Annotated in this window: 17 protein-coding genes and 1 pseudogene; 13 read left to right on the top strand and 5 right to left on the bottom strand. The window is 61.8% G+C overall.

Annotated elements, in window-relative coordinates; translation table 11 throughout:
* Positions 1–519 precede the first annotated feature (519 nt).
* A complete protein-coding gene (locus P6U23_RS12180; protein WP_407180010.1) occupies positions 520–741 on the top strand; it encodes a hypothetical protein in 222 nt (73 codons plus the stop codon).
* 94 nt (positions 742–835) lie between these two features.
* Here the strand turns inward: P6U23_RS12180 and P6U23_RS12185 are convergent, their stop codons facing one another.
* On the bottom strand, positions 836–2,542 hold the full coding sequence (locus P6U23_RS12185; protein WP_407180011.1) for an ATP-binding protein: 1,707 nt from the start codon (positions 2,540–2,542) through the stop codon (positions 836–838).
* Complete coding sequence (locus P6U23_RS12190; RefSeq protein WP_407181429.1) at positions 2,529–4,016, bottom strand: ATPase domain-containing protein; 1,488 nt, start codon at positions 4,014–4,016, stop codon at positions 2,529–2,531. Before P6U23_RS12190 ends, P6U23_RS12185 begins: the two co-directional genes overlap by 14 nt.
* Before the next feature lie 317 nt (positions 4,017–4,333).
* On the opposite strand from P6U23_RS12190, the gene P6U23_RS12195 reads away from it, so the two are divergent.
* Positions 4,334–4,960: a MarC family protein gene (locus P6U23_RS12195; RefSeq protein WP_407180012.1), complete on the top strand. Its 627-nt coding sequence runs from the start codon at positions 4,334–4,336 to the stop codon at positions 4,958–4,960.
* 311 nt (positions 4,961–5,271) lie between these two features.
* Here the strand turns inward: P6U23_RS12195 and P6U23_RS12200 are convergent, their stop codons facing one another.
* Both P6U23_RS12200 and P6U23_RS12205 read right to left on the bottom strand, forming a co-directional pair.
* A complete protein-coding gene (locus tag P6U23_RS12200; protein ID WP_407180013.1) occupies positions 5,272–5,508 on the bottom strand; it encodes a Lar family restriction alleviation protein in 237 nt (78 codons plus the stop codon).
* A 161-nt stretch (positions 5,509–5,669) separates the two neighbouring features.
* Positions 5,670–5,852 (bottom strand): hypothetical protein, encoded by a 183-nt coding sequence (locus P6U23_RS12205; protein ID WP_407180014.1) that lies wholly within the window; start codon positions 5,850–5,852, stop codon positions 5,670–5,672.
* A gap of 404 nt (positions 5,853–6,256) precedes the next feature.
* On the opposite strand from P6U23_RS12205, the gene greA reads away from it, so the two are divergent.
* From greA to P6U23_RS12260, 11 genes and pseudogenes are all read left to right on the top strand, one after another.
* Positions 6,257–6,730 carry a transcription elongation factor GreA gene (gene greA / locus P6U23_RS12210; RefSeq protein ID WP_407180015.1) on the top strand — a complete coding sequence of 158 codons (474 nt, stop codon included), beginning with the start codon at positions 6,257–6,259 and terminating at the stop codon, positions 6,728–6,730.
* Between the two features lie 294 nt (positions 6,731–7,024).
* Positions 7,025–7,339, top strand: a complete 315-nt coding sequence (groES, locus tag P6U23_RS12215) for a co-chaperone GroES (protein ID WP_407180016.1) — start codon at positions 7,025–7,027, stop codon at positions 7,337–7,339.
* 48 nt (positions 7,340–7,387) lie between these two features.
* Entirely contained in the window at positions 7,388–9,007 is a 1,620-nt protein-coding gene (gene groL, locus P6U23_RS12220) for a chaperonin GroEL (protein WP_407180017.1), read from the top strand.
* Between the two features lie 1,255 nt (positions 9,008–10,262).
* Positions 10,263–10,554, top strand: a pseudogene (locus P6U23_RS12225) (group II intron reverse transcriptase/maturase); the annotation flags it as partial.
* A 355-nt stretch (positions 10,555–10,909) separates the two neighbouring features.
* Entirely contained in the window at positions 10,910–11,608 is a 699-nt protein-coding gene (locus P6U23_RS12230) for an enoyl-CoA hydratase-related protein (protein WP_407181430.1), read from the top strand.
* Positions 11,609–11,646: 38 nt separating this feature from the next.
* On the top strand, positions 11,647–12,507 hold the full coding sequence (locus tag P6U23_RS12235) for an FAD binding domain-containing protein (RefSeq protein WP_407180018.1): 861 nt from the start codon (positions 11,647–11,649) through the stop codon (positions 12,505–12,507).
* Positions 12,508–12,511: 4 nt separating this feature from the next.
* A complete protein-coding gene (locus P6U23_RS12240) occupies positions 12,512–12,994 on the top strand; it encodes a (2Fe-2S)-binding protein (protein ID WP_407180019.1) in 483 nt (160 codons plus the stop codon).
* Complete coding sequence (locus tag P6U23_RS12245; RefSeq protein WP_407180020.1) at positions 12,991–13,752, top strand: N-acyl homoserine lactonase family protein; 762 nt, start codon at positions 12,991–12,993, stop codon at positions 13,750–13,752. The genes P6U23_RS12240 and P6U23_RS12245 overlap by 4 nt, the downstream gene beginning before the upstream one ends.
* A complete protein-coding gene (locus P6U23_RS12250) occupies positions 13,745–16,147 on the top strand; it encodes a xanthine dehydrogenase family protein molybdopterin-binding subunit (protein ID WP_407180021.1) in 2,403 nt (800 codons plus the stop codon). The genes P6U23_RS12245 and P6U23_RS12250 overlap by 8 nt, the downstream gene beginning before the upstream one ends.
* Positions 16,140–16,889, top strand: coding sequence for an SDR family NAD(P)-dependent oxidoreductase (locus tag P6U23_RS12255; protein ID WP_407180022.1), 750 nt, complete (start codon positions 16,140–16,142; stop codon positions 16,887–16,889). Before P6U23_RS12250 ends, P6U23_RS12255 begins: the two co-directional genes overlap by 8 nt.
* A gap of 9 nt (positions 16,890–16,898) precedes the next feature.
* Positions 16,899–18,440 (top strand): class I adenylate-forming enzyme family protein, encoded by a 1,542-nt coding sequence (locus P6U23_RS12260; RefSeq protein WP_407180023.1) that lies wholly within the window; start codon positions 16,899–16,901, stop codon positions 18,438–18,440.
* Positions 18,441–18,454: 14 nt separating this feature from the next.
* Here P6U23_RS12260 and P6U23_RS12265 read toward each other — a convergent pair whose 3' ends face one another.
* Complete coding sequence (locus P6U23_RS12265; protein ID WP_407180024.1) at positions 18,455–19,495, bottom strand: winged helix-turn-helix transcriptional regulator; 1,041 nt, start codon at positions 19,493–19,495, stop codon at positions 18,455–18,457.
* Positions 19,496–19,554: the final 59 nt, after the last annotated feature.

Here is a 19,554-nt window from a genome sequence, read left to right on the forward strand (position 1 = left end):
GCGCATACGGGCATGTCGGTTGGCTCTCCAGAATTCGCGAGACCCGCGAAGGGCCTCTTGGCGCGCGGATTTATCAAGCGAGCGGGCGGAGACCCGATACCGGGCACGTCCGTGGCGTCTCGGCTTGCCGCGGACGTGCCTACTAGTATCGTGGGTGCGGCAGCTGGCCGGCGAAGTACGGATCCGTCGAATCAATCGGACCGAGAGAACCAACGCGCGGCTGGTTCTGCTTCCGAACGGGAAATCCGGATGTCGAAAGGGATTCTAGCCTAGCTAGTAATAACAGTGTCTCTGGGACGAGAAGCTGGTTCAAGATGGACACGAAACGGAGACCAAGTTTTGCAGGAGCATGTTGTCGCGCATGCGGAAGCGGCGGATCGACGCCTGAAAGAGCTGCGCCTTGCTCGCGCGAATGGCGACAAGAGCGCGGCGCGCAGAGCTCTGCGCCAGGCGATCAGCGAGCTCGAACTGGCCCGCGCCATGTTGCGGATTGGAATTGATTAACCGAGGGAGGCCATCATGGCTACGAACCTCCACGAGGCGGTAACGGACGCGCTTGAAAGCATCAAGGCGGGCGGCCTCATCCGCAAATACAGCTTTGTCTTTAGCGGTCGGAGTGAGGCGCCGCGTATTGCTGTATGGAAGGCGGCTGATCTTTCAGATGACGAGTTGCGCCGCAAGCTCGCAGATTCCTTGGCGGGTCTCGCAGCTGAGGCGCGGTTGACGATCGAAAAGGATTGAGGAAGAGGTGCGTCTAGCGGACTGCATGAGCGCGAAGCCGGGCGCGCCGGGTGGGATCTGGTCGGCGATCAGCCGAGGCGAGTCACAATCAGTACTATGACTGATCGGTCCCCGCCTCCAAAGAAGCGCTCGCCGCTTTGGCACGAAGCATCGATTCAATCTTGGCTGAGAGTTCCCTGGATGAATAGGGCTTGCTCAGAAAGAGGCCGCCACCGATGCGCTTGCTTGTGGCTTCGACAAGGTCGGGATAGCCACTGCAATACACAATTGGCAAGCCAGGCTGCCGTCGCTGCAGTTCGAGCCCGACTTCCAAGCCGGACACACCGGGCATCGCGAGATCGACGATCGCCAGATCGAGGACCTGATCAGAAATCTCCGCTAGCGCGGCGTCCAGGTTGTCAGCCGCGATTGCTCGGTATCCCAGATCGTCCAGTATGCTGCGCGTCGTTTCCAAGACGCCAGGATCGTCGTCGATCACAAGGATCAACTCCTTTCTACCTGCACCTGGCGAGCCGGCCAGGTGGTTCTCCTTTTTGACAGCATCCATCGAGCGTGGCAGCAAAATGCGCACCACCGTCCCCCGGCCAACTTCACTCTCGATTTTGGCCGTTCCGCCCGACTGACGGGCAAAGCCGTATACCTGCGACAACCCGAGGCCTGTCCCCTTACCGGGCGGTTTCGTTGTGAAGAACGGGTCGAAGGCTCGAGCCAGAACCTCCGGCGGCATACCGGTCCCGGTATCTCTCACTGCAATCGACACATACTGGCCGGGCTTCAGGTCCGCTTCCAGATCACCGGGAACGCAATCCACGCCGGTCGTCTCGATCGTAATGAGACCACCTTGCGGCATCGCATCTCGCGCGTTGATCGCCAGGTTAAGCAGCATCAGCTCCAGCTGCGTTGCATCGACCAACGCGGGCCAAAGGTCCTTTTGTGTGACCACGTCGACCCGGACCGCCGTTCCCAAAGTTCGTGACAGCAGCTCCGCGACCGTCCGCACCAGCTCGTTGGTATCGACAGGCTCTGGAGTAAGATGTTGCTTGCGAGAGAACGCAAGCAGCTGCTCGACGAGCTTGGCTCCGCGTTGGGCGCCATGCATGGCGTTGCGGACATACTTCTGAACGCGCTCGTCGTTCGCCCGAACCGAGATCAGCTCGAGGCTTCCCATGATCGCCATCAACAGATTGTTGAAATCGTGCGCGATGCCGCCCGTGAGTTGCCCGACCGCTTCCATCTTCTGTGCCTGACGCAGCGCGACTTCGGTGCGTTCACGCTCCGCCATCTCCGCCATCAGCCGCCTGTTCGCTTCGGAGAGCTGCTCGGTCCGCTCTTCCACACGCCGCTCCAATGACGCCGCCAGCTCTTTCAATTGCCGCAGATATTGCTCGGCCTGACGCTGGCGCCTGCGAGCTCGAATAGCTGACCAGACCGCGCTCTTGAGCGACGTCGCGGCCAACGGTCGCTCGAGCACGGTGACGTTGCCAAGCAGTTCGATCAGCTCCCCCAGAGCAGGACCATTTTGTCCTGTGCGCAGCGTGAGCAGTACGAAGGGGAAGTCCGACCACGGCGGTTGGCTCGCGATCCACTGTGCCAGGGCGCCGCGATTCTCGTGCATGAGCGCTTCCTCGGCGAGGACGGCCGCAGCAGCCCGGCTGAGATTGCCGACTAGTTGCGGAAGACTGGATTGCTCCAGAGCCTCGATGCCGGCCTCGCGCAGGGTCGCACGCACCACCTCCGCATCACGGCCGAACGGTGCCAGCACGAGCACCGGCTCGGCCAAGTCTCGTTCAAGGCTGTCCATTGGTTCTCGCCGTAAGCAGCGCGCCATGTCGCCCGGTATATGTCGGCGAACCGGACAAAACACCTTGGAACTCCGAGAGCGGGGGACCGACGCGGATCCCTCGATTGTCGAAGCGGTATTCCCGGATCTCGTCTTCGTGGCGGCCGGTGCGCTTCTTGAGTACCGAGATGGCGCGGCGAATCTTTCCGGCGGCCTCAAAGAAGCGCAGGAGCAGAACAGTGTCGCTCAGATAGGTCAGGTCGACGCTGGATTGCATCGAGCCGACCAAGCCGTGCTGGGCCAATGTCAGGATCGTCACCACCCCACGATGGTTGAGATACGTCAGCATTTCATGCATCAGCAGCAGCATGAACTGCTCGGCAGGCATCGCGTTCTGGTAGCCGCTCAAACTGTCCAGCACCACGATCCCAACATGATCCGCTTCGACCCGCCGACGGAGCATCCCCGTCAGTTCTCCCGGAGAGAGCTCGGCGGGATCGACCTGTTCGAGAATCAGCTGTCCGGAGGCGACCGGCCCTTCCAGGAGCCAGCCCATGCCGGCTGCGCGCTTGCTGAGGATCGCCTTTGTCTCGTCGAACGTTACAAAGAGGGCGCGCTCGCCACGCTGAAGTGCTGCCATGACGAACTGCATTGCGAGAGACGATTTCCCTGATCCGGAGGGCCCCATCAGTAGCGTGCTGGTGCCGCGGTCGAGCCCTTCACCGAGCAACTGGTCAAGCTCAGTGATACCGCTCAGGAGCGGTTCGGTAGCCGTCGCGCTGTCGGCGTGCTCGGCTGCGATCAGCCGCGGGAATAGCGCAATGCCGCCCTTGCGAATCACAAAATCATGAAAGCCGCCGCGGAAATTGCGTCCGCGCATCTTGAAGATGCGCAGCCTCCGCCGCTCGGCTCCGTATTGCAGGGCATAGTGATCGAGCCGGATCACACCGTGCACGAGGCTGTGAAGGTTGAGGTCATCGCGCTCCTCGGTGAGATCGTCCAGAAACAACGCGGTGCACTTCTGTTGCGCGAAGAAGTGCTTGAGCGCGATCACCTGCCTGCGATAGCGCAACGGGTTTTGCGCAAGGAGCCTGATCTCGGAGAGGCTGTCGAAGACGACGCGGGCAGGGGCTACCCGCCTGACTTGGTCGAAGGTCATTTTTATGGTTTCGCCAAGCTCAAGATCCGAGGCATAGACCACGGTTTGCTGTTGCTTGGGATCCAGGCTGAGCTCCGCTGGGACGAGCTCAAAAATTTCGATGCCGTGGAGATCCCAGCCATGGGTCTCGGCCACCTGCTCTAGTTCGTCCTTGCTCTCCGATAGAGTGATGTACAAACAACGCTCGCCCCTCGCAGCCCCATCGAGAAGAAATTGAAGCGCAAGCGTCGTCTTGCCCGTCCCTGGCTGGCCTTCGATCAGATGCACCCTGTTTGAAGCAAATCCGCCATCAAGGATACCATCAAGACCGGCGACGCCGGCCGAGACAGCGCTCATCTTGGCGCTAGGTTTGGGATCGTTCATGGGCTTTCCGGTCAAGCGGCTGCGCACGGTCGCGCGCAGGTTTGGCTCCGCCCGATCGGCAACGAGTTGATAGATGATGTCGTGGTTCCGTGAACGCCGCGCCAAAGCCCGTGAACAGGCACCCTGAAGGGCTCCACAGCGGCCATTTTGGTACGATTTTCTGGCGTCCTGTCAAGCCGGTGGTTGCGGTCATCGCTGAGCACCAAATTGGCCTGGGCAGTCTGTCTTAGAAACACCCAGTGCACCGAGGGCCGTCAGCATCGCAATTGTTGGCACGTTTGGGTACATCTATGGACAGGATCGTTGTTGCAGACGTTCAACAAACGACTGCCATGGCTTGGAATAAGTTTATCGGCATTACGATGTTGCTCTACGCGCTGACGAACCCCGTCGGCGTCATTCCAATATTCTTGGCGCTGACGCGCCAGGCAGGGACCATCAAAACGCAGCGTATCATTCTTCTGGCTTGTTCAGCGGTGGCGGTCTTCTTTGTTGGATCTGCCGTGCTTGGAAAGGAGATCCTGCAGTTCTTCAATGTCGGGCTTGATGACTTTCGCATAGCAGGTGGGCTACTCGCGCTGGTAATCGCATTCGAAATGTTTCAGGCCCAATATGGGAAATTCGTTCCACGGGCCGACGAGACAAGCGGTGGCGAGGTCGATATCCGCGGCCTCGCGATTACGCCTTTCGCGTTTCCGCTGCTGGTCGGACCGGCCGAGATGAGCATCATGATCACTCTTTCCAATGACAATCCTGACTGGATCGCCAAGGCGCTGCTCGCGGCAGCCGCACTGGTCGCGACCGTCCTTATCGCACTGACGCTCTGGGCGGCTGCAGCCATAGAGCGCTTCTTGGGCAGAACCGGCATTAGCGTCATGACCGGGTCATGGCTCTCGTCGTCGCAGCGATCGGCGTGAACTTCATCATGACCGGCATCAGAAATGAGTTGCCGGGAATGGCGAGTCCATAGTGTCCCGATCGCGCTCGCTGCACAGGGCAAGGCTTCCGACGAACGGGGTGAACGGATCGAAGGGCCCAAATCCGGTTCCGCGTCCCTGTCAAATTGGTACGCTGGATGCCGTACCGGCGATGCTGACTCTCCTTCTCTGTCTGCCGATGGACTATCAAGAGAGGCGTTGGATATGACTCCATGCGAGACCGGCACGGGTAGTGCCTCTGTGCAGTGCCAGCGCAGTTACGCGAGGGATCGAAAATCGCCGACTAGCTTTTAGCCCGACCTAACCGCGGGCGTGGCAGCGCGTTTGTTCCAGCGCTCAATCGCCTTTGAGACGGTCGGCGCCGTAGGACCGAATGCCGAGCATTTTTTGCATGCAACGAATTTGGGATCGAGATCGCGGTTTACCCAAATCTCCAGGCTGCCGCAGAAAGGGCAGGGTAGCATTTGTCCAGAGGACGGGATACCGCCCACTGGATCAGTGGGCGCCTGGGTAGGCCTTCGAGGCATGTCGTCCTGTCCTGTTGAATGCTTGGCGAGAAGGCCATGCGGGAAACTGGATTGCTTCGAGCTACATTGATCCAATTCAGGACAGGGTCCTGTGCACGCGTTAATGGGTTCCGAGTTGCAACGATTAGGGCCGTCCGCGCTCGGAAGCGCGGCCCAAGCCCCTAAAGCCTGTCGGGGCTGTCCACCGCGTTCAGTTCTTCATCGATTTTTTCGAGGAGGCGCTCGATCTCCTCGCGCTCCTTAGAGCCAGGATATTCGTCCAGCCGACTGAGCAAATCCTGCTTTCGCGTCAGAAGCGCTGCAATGCTCGTCAGCGGAGGAGTAGGTCCGTGATGCTGCAACATTGGTCAACCCTCCATCTTCCCATCGATGGCGCAGCCCAACGCTGCAAGGCGCAGCCGGGTTGGACTGCAGTCGCTGCGGCATGCGAACAAAACTCACGGGCAGAGCGCCGGTTCCTGGGCCAATGCGAGCGACAAGTGCGATCTGCTGCCGGACAACAGTTCATTCGGCTTATCGGCCACCAGGTCGTAGACTGCCGCTCGCGATCAATCCTCTGCAATGGAACTACCACGCTTATGCCTCGTTGGGCCCGGCTCCGCGAAGCGAAGCAAAACGGCGGATTGATTTCGAAAGCAGCCGCTACCGGCAAGGCACTAAGCCGTAGGAGGCCTAAGCGCCCTTCCAGCACTTGTCCGGGTGAGTGTGCATTTTCGCGAAACGAAATGTTGGTTCAAGAAGTTGACCGATGAAATATCCTATGACCGCGGCGGGCCATGCTGCCCTTGAGAATGAGCTGAGGGATCGCGTCCGAAACGAGCGGCCTCGCCTCGCCAAGCGGATACACGAGGCCATCGCCGATGACCCCAACTTGGTTGAGAACTCCGAATATCAGGCCGCGCTTGCCGACCAGAGCGTCAACGAGGTGCGAATAGCCGAGCTGGAGGACAAACTCGCGCGTGCGGAAGTCATCGATGTCTCCAAGCTTTCGGGCGAAACAGTCAAATTCGGCGCGACGGTAACGCTGGTGGATGAGGACACCGGCGAAAAGCGGATCTGTCAACTCGTCGGCGAGCCAGAGGCCAACGCGAGCATGGGCAAGATCTCTGTTGCTTCGCCAATCGGCCGCGCATTGGTCGGGAAGGCCAAAGGCACAGCCGTTGTCGTGGAGGCTCCTCGGGGCGAGAGGACTTACAGGATCGAGAAAGTTGAGTGGCTGTGAGGAACGAGAGAAGTCCCGGGCAGCAGAGCAGTGCGGGATTTGTCAATAACCGATTGTAAAAACTCGTATTTCATACCAATAACCCCTCCTGGTGGATTTCGAGCCGACAGCGGCAGTCAGATTCGACACGGAACGGCCCTTCGAAGGGCGGCTGGCACTCTGCCTTTCAAAGTGCCAAAAATTTTTTGCGACCCTCTTGAACCGTTCCTGTTCTTTCCTAGCTCGTTTCTCGCCCGGGGGCTGGTTCCAGCCTCGGGTCCTATGACATCGCTGACCTATACAAGGAGGATGTGCATGCATTTCCGTCCGCTGCACGACCGTGTGCTCGTGCGCCGCATCGATGCGCAAGAAAGGACCAAAGGTGGGATTATCATTCCCGACACCGCAAAGGAGAAACCGCAGGAGGGCGAAATCGTCGCTGCGGGCCCCGGTGGTCGGAATGAGCAGGGCCAGTTGGTCCCGATCGACGTCAAAGTCGGTGACCGCGTCCTGTTCGGGAAATGGTCCGGGACCGAGGTGAAGATCGACGGCCATGACTACCTGATCATGAAGGAGAATGATCTGCTCGGCGTCGTCGAGACCAGCGCTTCGCTCAAGAAAGCCGCCTGACGCTGCATCAAAGCTGACAGTCATTGAAGGGAAAGGAGTCTTGTAATCATGGCTGCCAAGGACGTTAAATTTTCCACCGAAGCTCGCGAGCGGATGCTGCGGGGCATCGATACGCTGGCCAATGCCGTGAAGGTCACGCTCGGTCCGAAGGGGCGTAATGTCGTCATCGAAAAATCGTTCGGTGCGCCTCGCATCACCAAGGACGGCGTCACCGTTGCGAAAGAGATCGAACTCGAAGACAAGTTCGAGAACATGGGCGCGCAGATGGTCCGGGAGGTGGCGTCGAAGACCAACGATCTCGCCGGCGACGGCACAACCACCGCGACCGTTCTGGCGCAGGCGATCGTCAAGGAGGGCGCCAAGGCCGTTGCCGCGGGCATGAACCCGATGGATCTCAAGCGCGGCATCGATCTGGCTGTCGACGCGATCGTGTCCGATCTGAAATCGCGCGCCAAGAAAGTCACTTCCAACGACGAGATTGCGCAGGTTGGCACGATCTCGGCCAATGGCGACACCGAGATTGGGCGCTTCCTGGCGGAAGCCATGCACAAGGTCGGCAACGAGGGCGTGATTACGGTGGAAGAGGCCAAGAGCCTGCACACCGAGCTCGACGTGGTCGAGGGCATGCAGTTCGACCGCGGCTATGTCTCGCCCTATTTCGTCACCAACGCCGAGAAGATGCGGGTCGAGCTGGAAGACCCCTACATCCTGATTCACGAGAAGAAGCTGTCGGGCTTGCAGACGATGCTGCCGCTGCTTGAAGCCGTGGTGCAATCCGGCAAGCCGCTCTTGATCGTGGCCGAAGACGTCGAAGGCGAGGCCTTGGCGACACTTGTCGTCAACAGGCTGCGCGGCGGGTTGAAAGTCGCGGCAGTGAAGGCGCCGGGATTCGGCGATCGCCGCAAGGCCATGCTGGAGGACATCGCCATCCTCACCGGCGGCACCGCGATCGCGGAAGACCTTGGCATCAAGCTCGAGAACGTCACGCTTTCGATGCTCGGCCGCGCCAAGAAGGTCGTGATCGAGAAGGAGAACACAACCATCGTCGAAGGTGCCGGTGCCAAGAAGGACATCGAGGCTCGCGTCGCCCAGATCAAGGCCCAGGTCGAGGAGACCACCTCCGACTACGATCGCGAGAAGCTACAGGAGCGGCTGGCGAAGCTCGCCGGTGGCGTCGCGGTGATCCGCGTCGGCGGCGCGACCGAAGTCGAGGTCAAGGAGAAGAAGGACCGCGTCGACGACGCGCTGCATGCGACGCGAGCGGCCGTCGAAGAGGGCATCCTGCCGGGCGGCGGCGTGGCGCTGTTGCGCGCGCTGAAGACGCTCGATGGCGTGAAGACGACCAACGCCGACCAGAAGGCGGGCGTCGATATCGTTCGTCGCGCCATCCAGGTACCGGCGCGCCAGATCGCGATCAATGCCGGCGAGGATGGCTCACTGATCGTCGGCAAACTGCTTGAGCACGCGGAGTATAATTGGGGCTTCAATGCAGCGAGCGGCGAATACCAGGACTTGGTAAAAGCTGGCGTGATCGACCCCGCCAAGGTAGTCCGCACGGCACTGCAGGACGCTGCCTCCGTCGCATCGCTTCTGATCACCACGGAAGCGCTGGTGGCGGACAAGCCGAAGAAATCCGAAGCGCCGACTGCTCCGGCGATGGATTACTGAGGCAAACGGGCCCGGCCCTGCGGGCCGGGCCTTGCGCCGAGGATGTCCAAGACGATGTGCTCGCAACGGTGGTCGTGAACAGACTGCGTTGCAGCCTGAAGGTCGCTTCCGTCAAAGCCCTGGTTTCGGGGACCGGTAGAAAGCGATGCTGCAGGACGTCGCCGTCCTTAGGGTAGGAACTTAATCAGCTGGTCTCGGCACTCCGAACACGACCCACTTGATCCCACGCCGCCGTTGGTGGTTCGCCGATCGCTTGAAGCAATACGTCACCTCGAAGCCGCTGTCTCGAACTCACACAGATCACTGGGGATTGTCCTTCGCAACGTTGGATTCTATGGCCCCGATAGGCCGTATGCTCGATCCTTTGTTTGTGAACGGAGCGGGGCGCGTCGCGTGATTCTTATCGGCCGCGGCGATGGCTTGTGATGATTCGTCAATCTGGAGGATGCAGCGACGCAGCGGCTCTGGCGTCGGTTGCTCCCGCGCTGCTGAGCGGCGAGAACCACTGCCGTGCTCATCGCTAAGTTGACCGAAACGATCCGGCCAGTAAAGCGATCCACCTGACGAGCGACGTCTAGCTCGCTTAAGTTAAATGGCTGTTCAGAAACATGAAAATGGAATCCTCCGGTGAACCACCGTGGAGCCTTCGCGTTTTGCTGCATGATTGGTTCTTCAAAGGAGGAATCCCGATGAAGATAAAGGCAACTCTCGTTGGTCTGATAGCTTTGGCCGCGAGCGCGGTAGCCATGCCGAGCGCGATGGCCATGCCAAACGGCCTGCCTCAGGCTCAGCAGTTGTCAAACGGCGAAACCAACATTGAGCAGGTCCGCTGGGTCTGCAATCCGTGGGGCCGCTGCTGGTTGCGTCCGAATCTCTATGGCGCCTATGCCTTCTATCCGCCTCCGCCACCTCGTGTTTACTTCCGGCGGCCGTGTGGCACCGCCCGTGGCGCTACTGGTGGTGAAGACAAAGCTTTCGGGGGCCCCTTCAGGCCCCCGATTTGCGACTAAGCGGACCGGCGGCCAACCTTCCTCGGCGACAAGTTCCGCAACCATGCGCTCACGCAACTGTTTGGTCCGGCTGCGGCGGACAGTAGGATCGTCTCCCGTACACCCCCAAGACGTCGTCAAGAAATGCGGCGTTTATCTGTGTATTGGCTTCACTTCCCAGTCCTCCTATCGCTCCTCGTAATGGAGTCGGAGCGAAGGGATCGGCTGGGCTGGCCATCGTTGCAACTGGTGACAGGAGGACGTCGATGAACCACCTGAGCAAGCCGTTCAACATCGACAAGGGAGAGGTGTACGAAGCTTATCTGCAGGTGCGATCCAGCGCAGCCGGTGTCGACGGATTGACGAATGAGCAGTTCGAGTCCGACTTGAAGAGAAATCTCTACAAGGTTTGGAATCGGATGAGCCCAGGCGCGTACTTCCGGCCGCCTGTTCGGGCCGTCTCCATTCCAACGAGGAGGGAAGGCCAAAGGATCCTGAGGGGTGCCCACCGTGGCGGACCGCGTGGCACAGACTGTTGTTAAACAATTGATTATGCCGGTTCATCGCCAGCGCCAAGCTCAACGACATCCACCCGCAGGCTTGGCTTGCGGACTGTCTTGGAATTGGCATCCTCACAGCGCTGCTCACGCCGCCTGAGCGCAGTCAGCTATTCGCCAAAATGGCTTAACCAGGGTCTTCACTGGATGCGTACACGGTGCGGGCCCTGCGGGGGGCTTGACGAGCCTGAATGGATCAGTCTACTTATGCAAGTGACAAAGGGCGCCGACTGTTCGCCGGAAGTCCCTGAATTCGCCGGCTGCGCGCCAGAGAGGTCACGTTGGAGGAAATTCGTATCGAGCGGCGTGACGGTATCGTGCACGTCATTCTAAACCGACCTTCCGTGAAGAATGCTGTGACGCTCGTGATGTGGCGCGAAATGGCCGCGATCTTCGAGAGGCTCGCCAGCGACCGGGAGGTGCGAGGCGTCGTCCTCAGGGGCGCTGGCAAGGACTTTTCGGCCGGCGCCGACATCTCTGAATTCGAGAAGAGTCGAGACGACAGGCAGCAGAGTGCCGCCTACGAGGTCGCGGTCGACGCCTGTTCGGACGCGATCGCAGCGCTGGGAAAACCAGTCGTGGCCGCGATCTCGGGCTATTGCCTGGGAGGCGGCTGCCACCTCGCGCTGGCATGCGATTTCCGCTTCGGCGATCGCTCGGCGATCATTGGCATTCCCTCGGCCAAGCTGTCGATCGTCTACGGCGTGCACAGCGTGCAACGTCTCCTGGCGCTCACCGGAGTGTCCAATGCGAAGCGTATACTCTATTCGGCGGACCGCTACCCGGCCGAGCAGGCCGTATCGATGGGACTGATCGACGAGCTGCACGAGGATGTGGAGCTCGCCGCCGAGAAGTTCCTGCGGCACTTGGCGGCCAACGCGCCGCTGTCGATTGCGGGCGCCAAGTACATGCTCAATGGCCTTTCGATGGGGCCTGGGGCGCTTGATCTGGCCGCGACGCAGCGGCTCATTGACGCCGCCTCCGAGAGCGAAGACTTCAAGGAAGGCCGGCGGGCTTTCGCTGACAAACGGTCACCGCGTTTTCGCGGCGAATAAGACCGGACAGGGAAAGGAACGAGCTTGGAGGGCGAGCGATGAAGCCTGCCAAATTTTCCTATGTTTTGCCGGCGACGGTGGACGCCGCCGTCGAAGCGCTCGTCGCGTCGAACGGCGAGGGAAAGGTGCTGGCTGGCGGTCAAAGCCTGCTGCCGCTTCTGAACTTCCGGATGGCCCGGCCCTCGGTGCTTGTCGACCTTAACGGCATCAATGGATTGTCGTACATCGAGGATCGGGGCGACCGCATCGCCATCGGCGCGCTCACGCGTCATCGCGAGCTCGAACTCTCCCCGCTCATCGCCGCGAAGCTGCCCGTGATGGCGGCGGCCATGCGACACGTGGCACACCTTGCGATCCGCAATCGGGGCACCATCGGCGGCAGTCTGTCTCACGCGGATCCCGCTGCCGAGCTTCCGATGCTCGCGACATTCTACGACGCCCAAATCTCGGTACAGGGGCCATCCGGCCGGCGGAAGATCGCACCTGAGGAATTCTTCGTCGACGCTCTGACGAATTGTCTGGAGCCCGAAGAGATCGTGGTGGAGATCGAATTTCCGATCCTTACGCAGGATGCCTGGGCGTTCGAGGAAGTCGCGCGCCGCTTCGGCGACTTCGCGCTCGCCAGCATCGCGGTCGCCGTCCGCCGCGGGCCGTCCGGACTGGAGGCGGCGCGCGTCGCCGTGATGGGCGTGGCCAACACACCGCGCAGGCTGACGGAGGCGGAGAGCGAACTCGTCGCGATGCAGCTCGACGACAGGACGCCGGATCGTTTCTCGGAGATCGTTGTTTCCCTGGTCTCCCCGAACGACGACCTCCATGCTTCGGCCGACTACCGGAAGCATCTGCTCGCGCAATTGGCAAAGCGCGCATTACGGACGGCGTTGGCGATGAAGGGCTGATCCGATGACGACAAATCTATCTGTGACTGTGAACAGCGCAAAGTATGACATTCCTGACGTCGAGCCGCGCATGCTGCTGTCCGACTTTCTGCGTGACCGGCTCGGACTGACCGGCACCCACGTTGGATGCGAGCACGGCGTGTGCGGCGCCTGCACGGTGCTGGTGAACGGCGACAGCGTGCGCTCCTGCCTGATGCTGGCCGTTCAGGCTAACGGCGCCGACATCGTCACGGTCGAGGGGCTCGGATCGCCCGAAGACCTCAACGAACTGCAGGCACAATTCCGCGAGCACCACGGACTGCAATGTGGCTTCTGCACGCCCGGCATGCTGATGACGGGCGAGGATCTGCTCCGCAAGTACCCGCTGGCGAGCGATGACGATATCCGGGAGGGGCTCTCGGGAAATCTCTGCCGCTGTACCGGGTATCAAAACATCGTCGTGGCGATCAGGAGTGCCGCCGCCAAGCGCACGGAAAAAGCGTCATGAAACTGAACTTCCTTTCCGCCGGCCGCCTTCGCATGAAGAAGAGCATCTACATGTCCGTCGCCGATCGCAGCGAAACCATCGATCTTCCTGTCTCTAGCGCGCTGATCCGGCACAAGCAGGGCAACGTGCTGTTCGATACCGGCTGTCATCCATCCGTGGTCGACGACGCCGAGGGTCGCTGGGGGCCGCTCGCCAAGGTCATGAAACCGCTCATGAGCGCCGATGAGACCTTGCTGCCGAGCCTCGCTCGCACCGGACTCGGACCCGACGACATCGACATCGTCGTGAACTCGCATTTCCACCCTGATCATTGCGGCTGCAACCAGTTCTTCCGGAAGGCGACGATCCTGGCTCACGCGAAGGAGATCGAAGCCGCGAAGGCGCCGGGCGCCGACGCGGCTGGCTATCTCAGGGCCGATTGGGACTACGGGCAGCCGATCGAGGCCGTGAGCGGAGAGAAGGATCTGTTCGATGATTCCAGCGTCGTGCTGGTGCCGCTGCCCGGCCACACGCCGGGAACGCTCGGCGCGCTCGTCAGCCTCGATCGCGACGGCCAGTTTCTGCTGGCGTCGGACGCCGTCAGCCTGCGCCAGAGCCTCGATGCGGATACTGCGCCCCGCAACACCTGGAACGTCGACCAGCAACTGAAGACCCTCGAGGAAGTGCGGCGGATCGAGAAGGGGGGCGCCACCGTCATCTGCGGTCACGACGAGGCGCAATGGCAAAGCCTGCGCAAGGGATCCGAGGGCTATGAATAGCGATCGGCACGTCAATCCTTCCGACGTCTTGAGGCCGCGAAACGTCGGTGCGCCCATCAAGCGCACCGAAGACCCACGTCTTCTGACCGGCACCGGCGAATACACGGCCGACCGCAAGCCGGACCGGCCGCTCCATCTTGCATTCCTTCGCAGCGCCCAGGCGCACGCGCGCATCGAACGGATCGATACCACGGCGGCGCAGGAGGTGCCTGGCGTGGTCGCCGTGCTTACGGCGGAGGACATCGCCGACGACTTCAAGCCGGTAATCCCGTTCTCGCGGATGCAGAACTATTATGCGACGCCGATCATGCCTCTCGCCTCCAAGAAGGTCCGCTATGTGGGCGAGCCCGTCGTCGCCGTTGTCGCCGCCTCGCGGTATCTCGCCGAGGACGCGCTCGAACTGATCGAGGTCGATTACGAGCCGCTCGGCGCGATCTCACGCGCCGAACTGGCCGTCGCCGATGGCGCCCCGCTTCTGCACGAAGAAGCCGGCACCAACGTCCTGATCGCACGCGAATTTAAGAAGGGAGACGTCGCCGCCGATCTGCAGGTTGCGGCGGTCAGGGTGGGCGGGCGCTTCGAAATGACGCGCAAGGCGCCGCTCGCGATGGAGCCGCGAAGCTACGCCGCGGAGTATGACAAGCGCCGCGAAGCGATTACGCTCTACACCTCGTCGAACATTCCCGGCATTGTTCGCGACGCCGTCTCGGAGTCGCTTGATCTCCCGGGCCACCGGCTGCGGGTGGTCGCACCGGAGGTGGGCGGAAGTTTCGGCTCTAAGGGCTCGCTCTATCCGGAGGAGCTTCTGATCTGTATCGCGGCACGCAAGCTCCGTCGATCGATCAAGTGGACGGCCGACCGTCTCGAGGACGTCAGCAGCAGCAGCCAAGCCTTTGCCGAGATCGTGGACGCGGAGATGGGGTTCGACGCGAACGGCATCGCGACCTCGCTGCAGGCGGACGTGATCGGAGACGTGGGCGCATTCTCGATCTATCCCTGGACCTGCGGTCTGGAGCCCGTCCAAGTCGTCAGCTTCCTTCCGGGGCCCTACAAAATCCGATCTTACAAGGGTACCGTGCGCGGCGTCGCCACCTGCAAACCGGCGACCGGCCCGTACCGCGGCGTCGGCCGACCGATCTCGACCTTCGTCGCCGAGCGTCTGATGGACCTCGGCGCCGCGGCGCTCGGCATCGATCCGCTCGAGATCAGGCGCCGGAATCTGGTCCGGGCCGAGGAGTTTCCGTACCGGATCGCTTCCGGAATCATCTGGGACAAGACCGGCTTCATCGAGTGCCTCGATGCCGCCGCGGAAGCGGCCGGTTACCATCAACTGAGAAAAGAGCAGGCCGAAGCGCGGAGGCAGGGGCGGCTGTTCGGCATTGGGATCGCTTCCTACGCCGAACTGACCGGTATCGGGTCGAGAATCGCGGTGGCCCCGGGCATGCCGATCAACACCGGGTCGGAAACCGCGAAAATCAGCATCGACTCGACGGGCGCGATCACCGCGGCTTTCGGCGTCGCGTCCCATGGCCAGGGCCTCGAGACCACGCTGGCGCAGATTGTCGCCGACGACTTGGGTGCTCGGTTCGAGGACGTGCGCGTCATCCAGGGAGACAGCGACGAAGTGCCGATGTCGACCGGAACCTACGCGAGCCGCAGCGCGGTGCTCGGCGGCGGAGCGGCGAAGCATGCTTCGAAGATCCTGCAGGAGAAGATCAAGCGGGTTGCCTCGTATCTCCTGGAAGCCAGCGCGGACGACATCGAGGTAACCGGAGGTAAAGCCGTCGTACTCGGTACCGATCGCATGGTGACCTTCAAACAGATCGCCAAAGCTGTCTATTCCGACATGAAGACCTTGCCGGTCGAAGCGCGCGAGGAGCTGAGTGCCACCTACACCTACGATCCGATCAACGGAACGACCGCTGCCGCCACCCACATTGCTGCCATCGAGATCGATCCGACAACGTGCTTCGTACGGATCCTCAAATTCGTCGTCGCGGAAGACTGCGGTCGGATCATCAATCCGATGATCGTCGACGGCCAGGTGCACGGCGGGGTCGCGCAGGGTATCGGCGCAGCCCTGTTCGAAGAGCTCATCTACGACGAGGACGGCCAACTCCTGACCGCAAGTCTGGTCGACTACATGATCCCATCCGCGCCCGAAGTCCCCCTGCTGGACGTCGTCCATGTCGAGAGCGAATCCGCCGTCGCAGGCGGCTTTCGAGGCATGGGCGAGGGCGGCACGATCGGCGCGCCGGCCGCCATCGCAAACGCGATCGCCGACGCCCTGTCGCCCTTTGGTGTCGGCGTCTCGATCCTCCCGATGACGCCGGAACGCATCTTCAGACTGATGGAACAAGCGAAAGTCAAAGCAAAAGGAAAAGCAGATGAATGACTTGAAAGGACGCGTTGCCCTCGTGACGGGAGGCGGGCGGGACGTCGGCGCAGCTATCTCCAGGATGTTTGCGCAACATGGGGCGAGCGTCGCCGTCAACTATCACAGTTCGAAGACTGAGGCCGAGGCGGTGGTCGCCGAGATCGAGAAGGCCGGCGGGAAGGCGAAGGCCTACCAGGCGGACATTGCGGACGCGGGTGTCGTCAAGAAGATGGTCGCGGATATCAAGAATGATTTCGGAGGCCTGGACATCCTGGTGAATAATGCCGGGCTCGTCTTCCGCAAGCGGTTCAGCGAGAGCACGCCCGATGACTGGAAGAAACAGATCGATACCTGTCTCTACGGGGCGCTGAACTGCTCCCACGGCGCCGGTCCGCTGCTCGAGGCATCAGGCCACGGCCGCATCATCTCGATCATGGGCGACTCCTCCAGGGTCGGCGAATCCGGACTGGCGCTCGCGGCTGCGGCGCGCGCGGGCACGATCGCCTTGATGAAGTCGCTGGCCCGCGAATGGGGTCGTTCCGGCGTGACGGCCAACTCGATCTCGCTCGGCCTGATCGAGACCGCCCACGACAAGACCTGGGTTGACGCGAACCGAGAGAACCTCGTCAAGGCCTACGCCATCCGCCGGCTCGGATTACCCTCCGACGTCGCGCCCCTGGTCACTCTGCTCGCGTCCGACGCCGGAAGCTGGATCACCGGCCAGGTGATCAGCGTCAACGGCGGATACAGTATGGTCTAGGAGGGGGGCATGCTTCACGTCGATCTGATCGCGCCTATCGCGACACTGCTCGAGCGTCATGCGAAGCAACGACCGGACCAGGTAGCATATTGGGATTCGTCGCGGTCCGTCACCTACGCAGAGCTTGCCGGGCGGACCGCTTCGATCTCGGCCAACCTGACGAAAGCCGGTCTGCGCGACGGCGACAAGATCGCGATTTACCTGCCGAACGGCGTCGATTGGATTGAAGCATGCTTCGCCGCGCTGCGCGCCGGCGCGGTCGTGGTGCCCATTAGCTATGATGCGGCGGAAGGCGAGATCAGCTATCGTCTCACGGACGCCGGCTGTGGATTCGTCGTGACGACCGTCGCCAGGAAAGACCTGATCGACAAAATCTGCCGCGATGCTTGCATCGCGGCCGCGTCGATATTCGCAGGTCCCGACGCGGATAAGGCGGGCGTTGCACTGGCGGCGCTCGCGTCCGGTGGGCCCGCATCGCCGGCGGATCCCGACGACATCGACCGTTCGTCCTTCATCATCTATACGTCCGGAACGACCGGGCGGGCGAAGGGCGTCCTGCTCTCGTTGCGCGGCATGCTCTGGATCGCCGCGTCCTGCTGGGCGCCGATCGCGGAATTGACGGAAAAGGATGTCGTGCTGTCGCCGTTGCCTCTGTTCCACTCCTATGGTCTCAACCTGTCCGTGCTCGGCGTGTTCGCCGTCGGTGCGAGCGAGCACATCATGGAGAAGTTCTCGCCGCAGCAGGCGCTCGATCTGCTGCAGACGGGGAACTATTCGGTCCTGCCCGGCGTGCCCACGATGTTCCACTATTTCCTGCATCGCGCGCAGGAGATCGGCATCGAACGTCTCGGCGCGCTGCGCCTCTGCATCTCAGCGGGCGCCATCATGCCGGCGAGCCTGAACAAGGCGTTCGAAGAGCGCTTTAAGACGCGGCTGCTCGACGGCTACGGCATCACCGAGACGTCGACCATGGTGACGATGAATTGGTTACGTGGCGCCCGGCCCCTGGGGTCGTGCGGCTTGCCCGTGCCCGGACTTGCCGTGCGCATCGTCGATCCGTCGTCGGCCGAGGACGTCCCTATCGGCGAAGAAGGCGAACTGATCGTGCGCGGTCCGAACCTGATGCAGGGCTACCACAACAAGCCGGCGGAGACCGCCGCCGCGCTGCGCAAAGGCTGGTATCACACCGGCGATCTCGCGAGGTCGGACCTGTCAGGCTACCTGACCATTACGGGACGGATCAGGGAGCTGATCATCCGCGGCGGTCAGAACATCGCGCCCGCCGAGATCGAGGAGATCGTCGTCCGGCATCCTCAGGTCAGGGACTGCGCGGTCGTCGGTTTGAAGCACGCGACCTTGGGAGAAGTGCCTTGTCTCTTCGTCGTGGCGAAGGAGAACGGGTTGGATGTTCGTTCGCTCACCGATCACTGCCGGTCCCATCTGTCGGCCTACAAGATTCCCGAGGCGATCCATCTCGTCGACCAAATCCCGAGAACCGGCTCCGGGAAGATCATGCGCTTCAAACTGGTCGAAGCGTTGAACCGGGCGTGACGGGACGGGATCGTTCAGTCGACTGACCGCGGCCCCAAGGCGCCGAACGACTTGGGATCATACGCCAGCCGATATCGCATGTCCGAGGCAACGATCGGCTGTTTGCAGCGGTCGCAAGCCACTGATGGCTGGAAATCATGTCCGCACTTGAGATGAGTGAGGATCAGCGGAGGCTTGCCCTTGGCGAGCCAACGGTCTCCCCATTGCAGCATCGCAATGAAGGGGCCATAGAGATCCAGTCCCATTTCGGTGAGAAGATATTCGTAACGGTCGGGAGAGCTCTGGTACTTTCTGCGATAGAAGATGCCGCTGGCGACAAGGCGATTGAGCCGATCGGTCAAGATGTTCGGCGCGATCGCGAGCTCAGTCAAGATCTGCTCATAGCGACGGTTGCCGAAGAACCCCTCGCGGACGACCATGAAGCTCCACTTGTCGCCGATGATCTCCAGCGCGCGCGATACCGAGCTCGGGCGGCCAAGGAGGAACCGACTTCCGTCGGAAGCCCGCCTGGTATTGCGGCCCGGCTTGGCGGGACAACGCCCGGCGCCGGGGCCGTCACGGTACTTCGCGTCGCGCGCGCCGAGGCTCTCGCCGCAATGGGAGCAGGTGACGACGGGCTGGCTGTCGCAACCGCATGTCGCGTGGACCAGCGTCAGCGGCGGCGGCTTGCCTTTTGACAGCCAGCGGTCTCCGAACTGCATGAGAGCGATGAAGCTCGGATACAGATCGAATCCCATCTTCGTCAGCCGATACTCCTTGCGCTGGGAGGATCCGGGCGCGACCTGGCGGAAGATGGCGAGCTTGGTCAGCTTCTTCAGCCGATCGGTCAGCGTCGCCCGCGGGATGCCGAGCGCCGAGCGGAACGCCTCGAACGTCTGCGTCCCGAAGAAGGCCTCGCGGATGATCAGGAAAGCCCACGCGTCGGAGACGACGTCCAGCGTGCGGGCGACCGAACAATTGCGATCGGTTCGCCCGACTGTCGTCCGGACCGCGGTCGCCGCCGACCTTGGCTTGGCCGAGTCTTTGGTTGTCTGGATCTTGGCTGCGACGGGCATTCCGGATGGTCCATTCACGCAGTCGCCGGGACGGCGGCTGCCCTCGAAAGCTGCGCACG

Source organism: Bradyrhizobium sp. STM 3562 (assembly GCF_045571435.1).
Classification (GTDB): Bacteria; Pseudomonadota; Alphaproteobacteria; order Rhizobiales; family Xanthobacteraceae; genus Bradyrhizobium.